General features: G+C 63.3%; 10 protein-coding genes. 2 read left to right on the forward strand and 8 right to left on the reverse strand.

Translation table 11 applies throughout. From position 1 onward, the window contains the following. Positions 1-10: 10 nt before the first annotated feature. Positions 11-346: a nitrite reductase small subunit NirD gene (gene nirD / locus LMTR3_RS01945; protein WP_065743423.1), complete on the reverse strand. Its 336-nt coding sequence runs from the start codon at positions 344-346 to the stop codon at positions 11-13. Beyond that, a complete protein-coding gene (nirB, locus tag LMTR3_RS01950) occupies positions 343-2,802 on the reverse strand; it encodes a nitrite reductase large subunit NirB (protein ID WP_065743424.1) in 2,460 nt (819 codons plus the stop codon). The genes nirD and nirB overlap by 4 nt, the downstream gene beginning before the upstream one ends. A gap of 526 nt (positions 2,803-3,328) precedes the next feature. Between nirB and LMTR3_RS01955 the strand changes: the two genes are divergently transcribed. Next, on the forward strand, positions 3,329-4,714 hold the full coding sequence (locus tag LMTR3_RS01955) for a nitrate/nitrite transporter (RefSeq protein WP_349643786.1): 1,386 nt from the start codon (positions 3,329-3,331) through the stop codon (positions 4,712-4,714). A 33-nt stretch (positions 4,715-4,747) separates the two neighbouring features. Continuing rightward, positions 4,748-6,460, forward strand: coding sequence for a bifunctional protein-serine/threonine kinase/phosphatase (locus LMTR3_RS01960; RefSeq protein ID WP_065743426.1), 1,713 nt, complete (start codon positions 4,748-4,750; stop codon positions 6,458-6,460). 71 nt (positions 6,461-6,531) lie between these two features. Here the strand turns inward: LMTR3_RS01960 and LMTR3_RS01965 are convergent, their stop codons facing one another. From LMTR3_RS01965 to LMTR3_RS01990, 6 genes are all read right to left on the reverse strand, one after another. Then, the gene (locus tag LMTR3_RS01965) at positions 6,532-7,968 is read right to left on the reverse strand and encodes an NAD-dependent succinate-semialdehyde dehydrogenase (protein ID WP_065743427.1); all 1,437 of its coding nucleotides are present in this window, start codon (positions 7,966-7,968) and stop codon (positions 6,532-6,534) included. Between the two features lie 96 nt (positions 7,969-8,064). Beyond that, entirely contained in the window at positions 8,065-8,724 is a 660-nt protein-coding gene (locus LMTR3_RS01970; RefSeq protein ID WP_065743428.1) for an ATP-binding cassette domain-containing protein, read from the reverse strand. After that, positions 8,724-9,425 carry an ABC transporter ATP-binding protein gene (locus LMTR3_RS01975; protein ID WP_057844114.1) on the reverse strand — a complete coding sequence of 234 codons (702 nt, stop codon included), beginning with the start codon at positions 9,423-9,425 and terminating at the stop codon, positions 8,724-8,726. Before LMTR3_RS01975 ends, LMTR3_RS01970 begins: the two co-directional genes overlap by 1 nt. Beyond that, positions 9,422-10,165: an ABC transporter ATP-binding protein gene (locus tag LMTR3_RS01980; protein WP_065743429.1), complete on the reverse strand. Its 744-nt coding sequence runs from the start codon at positions 10,163-10,165 to the stop codon at positions 9,422-9,424. Before LMTR3_RS01980 ends, LMTR3_RS01975 begins: the two co-directional genes overlap by 4 nt. After that, a complete protein-coding gene (locus LMTR3_RS01985) occupies positions 10,156-11,199 on the reverse strand; it encodes a branched-chain amino acid ABC transporter permease (protein ID WP_065743430.1) in 1,044 nt (347 codons plus the stop codon). Before LMTR3_RS01985 ends, LMTR3_RS01980 begins: the two co-directional genes overlap by 10 nt. Positions 11,200-11,201: 2 nt before the next feature. After that, positions 11,202-12,122: a branched-chain amino acid ABC transporter permease gene (locus tag LMTR3_RS01990; RefSeq protein ID WP_065743431.1), complete on the reverse strand. Its 921-nt coding sequence runs from the start codon at positions 12,120-12,122 to the stop codon at positions 11,202-11,204. Positions 12,123-12,188: the final 66 nt, after the last annotated feature.

Genomic DNA, 12,188 nt, shown 5'->3' on the forward strand with positions numbered 1-12,188 from the left:
GCGATCACCCTCACTCGGCGGGCACAACCGCTGCCGTTTGGACGCTAAGCCAGACCATGCCGTTCTCCACCTTGGTCGGATGCGCGCGCGTGCATCCCTCGTCGGGCGCGACCGCCATGCCGCTTCTGAGCTCGATGACGAAATTGTGCAGCGGACAGGTGACGCGCTTGTTGTGGACGATCCCTTGCGACAACGGTCCGCCCTTGTGCGGACAGCGGTCGTCGAGCGCGAACACCTCGTCCTCGCCGGTCCGGAACACCGCAATGTCTCCGGAGGCCGTCCTCACCACGCGCGAGCCGAGAACGGGAATGTCGTTCAACGCCCCGATTTCGATCCACTTGGTCATGCCAGTTCGAGCTCCGCCAGCGGGGTGAATTCGTTACGGTCGACGCCGCGCTGGGCGCGCGCCGCCCAGGGATCGCTCTGCGAGAATTGCTGCGAATGGGCGAAGCGGCTGAACAGCGCCTTGCGGTTGGTGACATCGTCGACCACCTGCTTGCGGATCGCATCGAGACCGACCCGATCGCACCACTTGTACATGCGCTCCAGATACCAGCCCTGCTCGCGATAAAGCTGCGTCAGCGCAGCGACGATTTCGAGCGTCTCCTCTTCCGTCGCTGCCTTGGCCAGGAATTCGGTTCCCTTGATGTGAAGACCGGCGGCGCCGGCGAAATGGATCTCGAATCCGGAATCGACGCAGACGACGCCGACGTCCTTGCAGGTCGCTTCCGCGCAGTTGCGCGGACAACCGGAGACCGCAAGTTTCACCTTGGCCGGCGTCCACGAGCCCCACATGAACTTTTCGAGTTTGATGCCGAGACCGGTCGAATCCTGCGTGCCGAAACGGCACCATTCCGATCCGACACAGGTCTTCACCGTGCGCAATCCCTTGGCATAGGCATGACCCGACACCATGCCAGCATTATTGAGATCGGCCCAGACCGCAGGCAGGTCCTCCTTCTTTACGCCCAGAAGATCGATGCGCTGTCCGCCGGTCACCTTGACGGTCGGAATCTTGAACTTGTCTGCGACATCGGCGATGGCGCGCAATTCATCCGGCGTCGTGACACCGCCCCACATCCGCGGCACGACCGAATACGTTCCGTCCTTCTGGATATTGGCGTGAACGCGCTCGTTGATATAGCGCGACTGCTGATCGTCGCGATACTCGCCGGGCCAGGTGGCAAGCAGATAATAGTTCAGGGCAGGCCGGCAGGAGTGGCACCCGTTCGGCGTTTTCCAGTCCATGAACTTCATGACATCAGGGATGGTCTTCAATCCATTCTCGACGATGACGCGGCGCGCATCATCGTGGCTGTGATCGGTGCACGCGCACATCGGCTTGACCTTCGGCGCCGCCGAATAGTCGCCGCCGAGCGTGAAAGCGAGTACCTGCTCGACCAGGCCGGTGCAGGAACCGCACGACGACGACGCCTTGGTGTGGGCACGCACGTCATCGATCGTGAAGAGTTTCTTTTCGCTGATTGCCTTGACGATCGTCCCCTTGCAGACGCCGTTGCATCCGCAGATTTCCGTATCGTCGCTCATGGCGGCAACCGAGTTCTTGCCGCTATGGCCGCCGTCGCCGAGATTGGCGGCACCGAACACCAGCCGCTCGCGCATCTGCGAAACGTCGGTGCCGTCGCGCAGATGCTGGAAGTACCACGGGCCGTCGATGGTATCGCCATAGAGCACGGCGCCGACGATTTTCTTGTCGCGCAGGATGATGCGCTTGTAGACGCCGCGGGAGGCGTCCTGCATGACGATCTCTTCCTTGTCCGCACCCGGCGCGAAGTCGCCGGCGGAGAACAGGTCGATCCCGGTCACCTTCAGTTTGGTCGAAACCACCGATCCGTCATAGGTGGCGAAACCCTTCATGGCGAGGTGGTTGGCGCAGACCTTGGCCTGGTCGAACAAGGGAGCCACGAGCCCGTAGGTCTGGCGCCGGTGCTGCACGCATTCGCCGACGGCGTAGATCCGGCCGTCATAGGTCTGCATGGTGTCGGAGACCACGATGCCGCGCTCGCAATAGAGGCCTGCCTTGCGCGCCAGCTCGACATTCGGGCGGATGCCGACCGCCATCACGACCAGATCCGCGGGGATCTCCTCGCCGTCGGCGAAGCGCACACCGGTTACGCGATCCTCGCCGAGAATCGCCTCCGTTTGCGCCGGCATCTTGAACACCATGCCGCGCTCTTCCAGCGACTTGCGCAGCAGTCCGCCCGCGACCTGATCGAGCTGGCGCTCCATCAGCGTGTCGAGCAGATGCACGACGGTGACGTTCATGCCGCGCTTCATCAGGCCGTTGGCCGCTTCGAGGCCGAGCAGACCGCCGCCGATCACGACGGCATCCTTGAAGCTCGTCGAGGCCTGAACCATATGCTCGACGTCCTGGATATCGCGAAAGCCGATGACGCCCCGGAGGTCCTTGCCTGGAAGCGGCAACATGATCGGGTTCGAGCCGGTGGCGATCAGCAGGCGATCGTAGGGTACCCGCGCGCCCTCTCGCGTCACGACTTCGCAGGTACGGCGATCGATCATCTCGATCATTTCGCCCTTGCGCAGCGTGATGCCGTTATCGTCGTACCACTGCTCCGGGTTAAGCATGATGTCGTCGACGGTCTTCTCGCCGGCAAGCACGGGCGACAGCAGAATTCGGTTGTAGTTGCCGTATGGCTCGGAGCCGAACACGGTGATGTCATAGAGATCGGGCGCACGGTCCAGCAGCAATTCCACCGTGCGGATGCCGGCCATGCCGTTGCCGATCACCACCAACTTCGGCTTGTTTACTTTGTCGAGCATGCTCTGCCTTCTAATTCAGGTTCCGATGGCCCCGCTCGGCGACGCAACCCTGCATCGTCGATTGGCGAGAATTATTGATGATTGAGGAGCGCCCATCGGCGGGCAGAGTATCGTCGGCTATGACGATCGATATCTCATGTATTCAAGAGACGTGCCAACGCCGAACCCGTAGTTCTTCGGGCGCAACACACGGCTTCGGCAGGTAAATCGCTAATTGGCTGCACCTGCGCGTGCATGGATGCCCAAAAAATCACCCGTAGGGGCTATCCATTGTGCACAACCCGAATACTTCACCGTGACTCGATGGCAATGTGCCCGTGGAAATAGCACGGCGCCGACCGGCGGGTTTCAGGAGAGCCTTCTTCGTTAATACTTCGCACAGCATAATAAAACACCACACTGCACGTTCGAGCGGCTGGTTTTGCCAACAAACGGAGCAGCGGCCGCATTCGCGGCAGTTTGGGCGCACCTGGCAAGGTACTGCAAACACACGCCAAGTGGCGCGCTTGTTTGTCTGGCACGTGAATTGCTGACGCTGAGACCTAGAGTGCGTCTCAACGACGAGCCGACTCGCTTCCCAAATTCCGTCTCCTTGTGCCGAGATTACCGCGCGGCCCGCGCGGTGTCACACGCCGCTGTTCGAGGCTGCTCGATGAAGTTTGCTGAATTCAAGAAGGCCGGCCATTGGCCCACGCTACTCGCCGCCTTTCTCTATTTCGACATAAGCTTCATGGCTTGGGTCGCGCTCGGTCCGTTGATCGTCTACATCGTGCATGACATGAACCTGGCCGTCGACGAGAAGTTCACGCTCGTTGCCATCCCGGTTCTGGCCGGCGCGCTGCTGCGGGTGCCGATGGGCCTACTCGCCGATCTGTTCGGCGCCAAGCGGACCGGAATTGTCGCGCAGCTCGTCGTCATCGCCGCGACGTCCTGGGTTTGCTATTTCGGACTCCCGAACAAGCTGTCGGTGGAAATCTTCGGTCTCGCGCTCGGCATCGGCGGCGCTTCGTTCGCGGTGGCACTGCCGCAGGCGAGCCGCTGGTATCCGCCGCAATATCAAGGCGTGGTGATGGGGATCGCCGGCGCCGGCAACATGGGCGTCGTGCTCGACACGATGTTCGCGCCGACGATTGCCGAGCTTTGGGGCTGGCAAGCCGTGTTCGGCGTGCTGCTCGTTCCGATGGTGCTGATCCTCGCCTACTACGCCTATGCCGCCAAGGATGCGCCCGGAGAGCGCAAGCCGATCTCGCTGAAGGCCTATGGCACGTTGCTGCGCGATCCCGACAGCCGCTGGTTCATGTTCTTCTACTTCATCACCTTCGGCGGCTTCGTTGGCCTCGCCAACGCGTTGCCGCTGTATTTCACCGTGCAATATCACGTATCAGGCGTCGCGGCGGGTCTGCTGGTTTCCTTGATCGTTGCCTTCGGCTCGGGTTTCCGCCCGGTCGGCGGCCTGATCGCCGACCGCATCGGCGGCATCCGTTCATTATCGATGTTCTTTGGCGTCGTCGTGGCGGCGTATCTCGTCATCGCCTTCATGCCGGAGGGGCCGGCCGCGCCAGTGGCTGCGGGTTGGGCGCTCACCGAAATGCCACGGATCGCCTGGATGTCGGTGCTGCTGTTCTCCATCGGAGTCCTCGCGCTCGGCATGGGCAATGGCGCCGTGTTTCAGCTCATTCCGCTCCGCTTCCGCCAGGAGATCGGCCTGATGACCGGCATGGTGGGTTGCGCCGGAGGCATCGGCGGTTTCTTCCTTGCCAAGGCGCTCGGCGTCGCCAAGGGAATGACCGGCGGATTTGGCGCGGGCTTCCTGTTTTTCGGCCTGCTGGCGTTGCTTGGTTTCCTCGGACTTGCCATGGTCAAGGTGCGCTGGCGCACCACGTGGGGCGCCGCATCGGGAGCGCGGGTCTGACGGCGCGCGCTGCTAAATTGACAGGTCGCGCGCGTGACAATCGGTTCGCAGCGGAATCTCGGGGTTCGCGTCGGCTTCGTCAGCGAGACTGGCAAGCGCTCCGCCAATGAGGATTATGTCGGGACCTGTCTCGGCCGATCTGGTGTAAGCAACCGCGACATCGTCGCCGCCGTCGCTGACGGCGTCGGCGGACACAAGGGCGGACGCGAAGCCGCCGAGCTTGCGGTTCGTTGCTTCATCGACGCCTATTATTCCCTCCCCGAGACGCTGGGCGTACGCCGCCGGGCGTCGCGCTCGCTGGAAGCCGCCAATAGCTGGATCTATACGCAAGGCCGCACCGATCCTCGCCTCAGCGGCATGAGCTGCGCCTTCTCGTCGATCATCCTGTCGCGGCGGCTTTGCCACATCATTCACATCGGCGACACCCGCGCCTATCGCCTGAGCGAGGGACGGCTGGAGCGGCTGACCACCGACCACATCGCCGGACGCGGCGATCTCGCTCATCTGCTCAACCGCGCCATCGGCTTCGAGGATTTTGCCCGCTTCGACTACGCCACCGTCGGGTTACGGCAGCACGACAGGCTGCTGATCTGCAGCGACGGCGTCCATGGCGTGCTTGCCGATCACCGCCTGCAGCTATTATTGAGCGAGCGCACCTCGCCGGAAGAATCCGCTCGCGCGCTGGTCGACGCGGCGCTGGATGCCGGTTCCACCGACAACATGACAGCGCTGGTGCTCGATGTCGTCGACCTGCCGCCCGCCGACCGGGACGAGCTCACCCACTCGATCGCGACGCTTCCAATTCTTGACCTGCCCGAAACCGGCGGCGTCATCGACGATTTTACGCTCGGCGAAATGCTGTCCGATGGGCGCTACAGCCGGCTGTTTAAAGCGATCGACAAGCGGCAGGGTCGCGAGGTCGTGCTGAAATTTCCGCATCCGCGCGTGGCCAGTGAGGGCTCGTATCGCCTCGCCTTCGTCCGCGAGGCATGGGTCGCGGCCCGCGTGCGCAGCCTCTGGATCGGCGAAATCATCGAACTGCCGGCCGAACGGCAGACCCGGCTCTATTCGGTGATGCCGCTTTACGAAGGCGAGACGCTGGAACAGCGGCTCAATCGCTCGCCGCAGCTTTCGCTGGCCGAAGGCATCGGCATCGCAACCAAGCTGGCGCGCGCGGTTGCGACCCTGCACCGGGCCGGCATAATCCATCGCGACATCAAGCCCGACAACGTGATCCTGTTGAAGGCCGGCGGATTGCGGCTGGTCGATCTCGGCGTCGCGCGCGTGCCGTTGCTCGAGGACTTCCCGGCTGAGGATATTCCGGGCACACCGAGCTACATGGCGCCGGAGTTGTTCGGCGGGCGGCCCGGCGACGAGTTTTCCGATCTCTATGCGCTCGGCGTAACCGTGTACCGGATGTTCACCGCCGCCTATCCCTACGGCGAAATCGAACCGTTCTCGCGGCCCCGCTTCGGCAAACCCGCCTACCTCTCGCGCTATCGCCCCGACCTGCCGGCCTGGCTGGACGCGGTGGTCGGCAAGGCGCTCAACGTCGATCGCACGCAACGCTATGGCGACGTCATCGAATTCTCGCACGAGCTCGAGAACGGCGCGATGTGGGCAAAGCCCGCCGTCACGTCGCGGCGCTCGCTTTACGAGCGCGATCCGCTGGTGTTCTGGAAGAGCCTGTCGGCGGGCCTGATCGTGCTCGTCATCCTGCTGCTTGCATGGATCGTAAAAAATTAGCCCGACGCTCCGGGTAGAGCGTCGGGCCATATCATGAGCGAAGCAAACAGGGCTGGCTTCGCCAGCCTGGTTCACACCCCGGTCTGGGTGATGAACTTGGTATTGAAATAACCCTCCATCGCCTCGGTGCCGCCTTCCGAGCCGTAGCCGGAATCCTTGACGCCGCCGAACGGCACTTCGGGCAGAGCCAGACCAAAACTGTTGATCGAGACCATGCCGGCTTCGATCGCCGCGCCGATCGCGGTCGCCGTCTTGGTCGAGCTGGTGAAGGCGTAGGACGCGAGACCGAACGGCAAGCGGTTGGCCTCCTCGGCCACCTCGTCGAAGGTGGAGAACCGCGAGATCAGCGCCAGCGGACCGAACGGCTCCTCGTTCATGGCGCGCGCATCCTTCGGCACGTCGCTGACCACGGTCGGCTCGAAGAAGTAGCCCTTGTTGCCGACGCGGTGACCCCCGGTCTCGAGCTTGGCGCCCTTGCCAACGGCGTCCTGCACCATGCCCTCGATCGCGGTAACGCGGCGCGGATTGGCGAGCGAACCCATCTTCGATTCCGGATCGAGGCCATTGCCGACCTTCATCGACTTGGCGCCCTCGACGAACTTGTCGACGAATTCACGGAACACATCGTCCTGCACCAGCATGCGCGTCGGCGAGATGCAGACCTGGCCGGCATTTCGGTATTTCGCCGCCGCCAGGATCTTCGCCGCCGAGGAGACATCCGCGTCCTTGAACACAATCGCGGGCGCATGGCCGCCCAGTTCCATGGTGGCGCGCTTCATGTGCAGGCCCGCCAAGGCCGAAAGCTGTTTGCCCACGACGGTGGAGCCGGTGAAGGAAATCTTGCGGATCACCGGATGCGGAATGAGATATTCCGAAATCTCCGAAGGCACGCCGAAGACCAGGTTGATGACGCCATCGGGCACGCCCGCGTCAGCGAACGCCTTGATCAGTTGCGCCGGAGATGCCGGGGTTTCCTCGGGCGCTTTGACGATAATGGAGCAGCCGGCTGCGAGAGCCGCGGAGAGCTTGCGAACGACCTGGTTGATCGGGAAATTCCAGGGCGAAAAGGCCGCGACCGGGCCAACCGGCTCCTTGACTGCGATCTGGTAAATGCCGGGACCACGGGCCGGGATCACCCTTCCATAGGCGCGCTTGGCTTCCTCGGCGAACCACTCGATGATGTCGGCCGCCGCCATCGCTTCGATCTTCGCTTCGGCCAGCGTCTTGCCCTGCTCCATCGTCAACAGCGGCGCGATCTCGTCATTGCGCTCGCGCATGATCGCGGCCGCCTTGCGCATGATCTTGCAGCGGTCGAACGGCGCCACCGCGCGCCAGACCTTAAAACCCTTGGCGGCGGCTTCCAGCGCCTCGTCAAGATCGGCACGGTCGGCATGCGCAACGGTGCCGATCGTCTCCTCGGTTGCCGGGTTGAGCACGGGGATGGTCTTGCCCGACTGGCTCGGACGCCATTTGCCGTTGATGAAGAGTTGGGTATTCGAATATGCCACGAGACTTTCTCCCTGAGCTTATTAGTCGCCAAATGGCGCGCGCGGCGGAAATCAGGCGCCTATATGATGGAAGCCCGATCGAATTGCAAAGCCGATTCAAGGACGTGCGGCCGCGCGACCGGCGCATAGCGCCTCCGCGGCCCGCGTCAATTCCGGGCCCAGATAGCTCCGGAACCGGGGCTCGCGGGTGAGCGTCGCAAAATCCGGCTGTCGCGTGACGCCACCGTCCGCGACGAGCAGATATTGTTCAGCGATTTCGGCCAGAATTTCCAGGTGCCAGGCCGCAGTCGGATGCAGGCACACCACCACGAGCCGCCCCTCCGCGCGCAGTTTGCGGAAGAAATCGAGCATAAAGCCGATATAGCCGTCCTGCAGGTTGAATTGCGGCTCGTCGAACAGATGCACCATCGGCGCCGGCGTCGGCGACTTTTCGAGGAGTATCGATGGCACCAGCTTGCGGAAGCGGCGTACCTGATAGGTCTGGTGATAATGGATCGCGAGGCGGTCGCGTTCGCGGTACTTGACCTTATGGATATCTGTGCCGGCAACGTAAACGCGGCCGGACGATGGCGCATTCGAGCCGGTCATCATTTCGAACAGCGTCGTCTTGCCGGCCCCGTTCGGGCCGACCACGCCGATAACAGCGGGTCGGTCGATCACGAGATTGGCTTCAAGTGTGAACGTCGGGCGGCGCACCACGCGGCCACGCGTGTAGACCTTGCGGACCTGATCGAGGACGAGCAGCGGCGAGGCCATCAGTGAACTCCAAGCAGGCGTTGGCGCAAGCCGCGGTCGTCACGAAGCGTCGCGGCCTCTCCGCTCCAGGCGATCCGGCCGCGGTCGATAACGGCGGCTTGGTCGGCGACCGACAGCGCGATCTCGGCATTCTGCTCGACCACCAGCGAGGCGACGCCCTCGTTCCGCAGCCTGCGGATGGTCGCAAGCACGTCACCAACGATTTTCGGCGCCAGCCCCTGGCTCGGCTCGTCGAACAGGATCAGTCCGGGCGATCCGACAAGCGCACGCGCGATCGCCACCATTTGCATCTCGCCGCCCGACAGGTTTTCGCATTCGCGTTCCATCAGGTACTCGAGCGGCGAGAAGATTTCGCACGCCTCCTTGACGGTCCAGCTCCGGAACTTCGTCCGCTTCTGCGCAATGCCGAGATTGCGCGCCACCGAGAGCGTCGGACACAGCCGCCGGTCGTCGGGCACCCAGCCGATCCCGCCGCGCGCGATTTCATGCGTCGGGCTATGCGTGACCTCGCGGCCGTCGAACCTGACGGCGCCTCGGCGCGGACGGGTCAATCCCAGGATCGAGCGCAGCATCGTGGTCTTGCCGGCGCCGTTAGGGCCCAACAGCGCAAATACCTTGCCGCGCTCGACAGATAGCGATGCGCCAAACAGCGCCTGCGTCTCACCGTAAAACGTATCGACCGCCTCTACCTGGAGAATCATGCGAACCGCCCGAGGTTAGAGCGCTTGACCCATTCATTCTGCTGCAGCTCGTGCGGCGCGCCGCGCGCGACCACTTGGCCCCAATGGATCACGGAAATACGGTCGGCCAGCGAGAACAGGAATTCCATGTCGTGCTCGATGGCCACGATCGTTAGCTTGCCCTTGAGCCGGCCAACCAGCGTCGCGAGGCGCTGCACGCCGTCGGAGCCAAGCCCGGAGGTTGGCTCGTCCAGGCACAACACGCGGGGTCCCTGCCCCAGCGCGACCGCGATCTCGAGCGCACGGCGGTCGCCATAGCTGAGATCCTTGGCGCGCGTATCGCCCTTGTCGGCGAGGCCAACGGTAACAAGTATCTCGGAAGCCTTCTCGGCAAACCCGCGATCGCCGGCAGCGGCGTGGCGCATATCGAATCCGCGGGCGCGGAAGCCCGGCAGGCCGACCATGACATTCTCGCGCGCGGAAAACTCGTCGAACAGTGTCATGATCTGGAACGAGCGGGCGACGCCTTTGGCTGCAATGCGATGCGAGCTCAGCCCCGTCACATCCTCGCCGTCGAACCGGATCGAGCCACGGCTCGGCTTGACGCGGCCGGTGAGCACGTTGAAGAATGTGGTCTTACCGGCGCCGTTCGGCCCCATCAGGCCGTGGAACTCCCCCTCGGGCACTGTCAGGTCGATGCTTTCAAGCACGACGCGGTCGCCGAAGCGAACATGAACGCCGGAAACTTCGATCAGCGCCATCGTCCGCCTCCGAACAAGAGACGCAGCGCAGTGCCGCCTTGCTGCCGCATCGAATTCAGCGACCGGTTCTGCCACGCGGCCATGATGGCTCCGGCAACGCCCTCAGGCCGGAAGAGCACGACCGCGATGAACAGCAGCCCGAAATAAAGCATCCAGGCGTTCGTCATGGCGCCGATCACGTCGCGCGCGATCAGGAACAGAAACACGCCGATGACGGGACCCCAGAAGCTGACGAGGCCGCCGCCGACCAGCGTCATCATCACGACGTAGCCGGACTGATGCAGGCTCATTACATCAGGGAACGCCGCAAGCTGCGCCATCGCGAACAGGCCGCCGGCAAATCCTGATACTGCCGCCGACAGCACGAAGATCGACGCCTTGTAGAGCCACACATTATAGCCGAGATGCGCAGCGCGGGTTTCGCTCTGCTTGATCGCCGCGATAACCCGGCCATAGGGCGAATGCACCAGCCGCCACAGCGCGATAACAGCGATTCCGAAGACGATGAGGACAAAATAGTAGAATGCCACATTGCCGGCGAGATCGAACGACGCAAACCCAAAATCGGCGGGCAGCCGCGCGATCTTCAATAGCCCATCCTCGCCGCCCGTGACCTTGTGCGACTTGATCGCAACCGTCCAGAAAATCTGGCCAAAGGCGATGGTCATGAAGGCATAGTAGATGCCCCGCCGGTGCGAGATAAATAGCGCGACCAGCGCGCCGGCCAAACCCGCGACTGCAAATGCGGCCGCAAGGCAGGCCCAGAGATTGGCGACGACATTGAACTGGCAGAGGCCGAAAGCATAGGCTCCAATGCCGAAATAAGCGCCGTGGCCGAACGACGGCAGGCCGGCGGTGCCCAGCACGAGATTGAACGCGAGCGCATAGAGCGACCAGATCAGGATCTCGATCCCGAGATAGGGATAGAGGCCGACGCGTGCGATCCAGAGCGGCACGGTGGCCAGCACCAGCCCCAGCACCAGCATGGTCGGCGTGATGAGCCGCGCGGAATCGGATTGCGGAGCTGGGATCATCTTCAGGCCTCGAGCACGCTTTTCTTGCCCCAGAGCCCGCGCGCCCTGAAGGTCACGACCGCCACCAGTAACACGTACATCGATAGCAACGACCACTCGGAGGCGTAGGCGCCGGACAGACCGACGGCGAGCCCGACCAGAAGGCCGGCAACGACCGCGCCCCAGAAACTGCCGACGCCGCCGAGCACGATTACCAGGAATGCCGGAATGACGGCGTCGACGCCCATGTGCGGGCGTATGCCCCAGATCGGCGCCACGATAATGCCGGCGATGGCCGCCAGCATAGTGCCGAACACGAAGACGAGCAGCCGCAGCCGCGTCAAGTTGATGCCGAGCGCGCGCACGATTTCGCTGTCATGCGCACCCGCCTTCACGGTGGCGCCAAACGAGGTCTTTTCGATCAGGAGCCAGACCAGTCCGATGACCGCGGCTGCAATGCCCGCGGCATAGAAGCGGTAGGTCGACCAGATCAGATCGCCGAAGATAAAACCGCCATTGACCGCTTGCGGCACCTGCAACACGTAGTCGCGCGTGCCCCAGGTCAGGCGGATCATCTCCTCGATCACCATCGCAGCGCCAAAGGTCAGCAGCAAACCGTAAAGCGGATCCTTGCCGTAGGTCCGGCGCATGCAGAATTCGATGGCGATCCCGACGAGGCCGACCGCAGCCGGCGCAAGGATCAGCGTCGCGGCGTAGCGCCAGCCGAGCGGCAATGCCAGCCAGGACTGCGCAAGGTCAGCCGGGAACGGCGGGCGCGGCCCCATCAGTTGCATGGCGAAATAGGCGCCGAGCGCGAACAGCGAGCCGTGCGCGAGATTGATCTGCTCCATGAGGCCTACGATCAGCATGAAGCCGAGCGCGATCAACGCGAACAGGAGGCCGAGCGTGAGGCCGTTGAGGATGTGCGGCAGAAGATCGAACAAGCTGCATTCTCGTATTGCTGTTGCAGGGCAGCGGGCACACGACGCGCCCGCTGCGAATTCAAGCGG

It is taken from the genome of Bradyrhizobium sp. LMTR 3 (genome assembly GCF_001693485.1).
Taxonomy (GTDB): Bacteria; Pseudomonadota; Alphaproteobacteria; order Rhizobiales; family Xanthobacteraceae; genus Bradyrhizobium.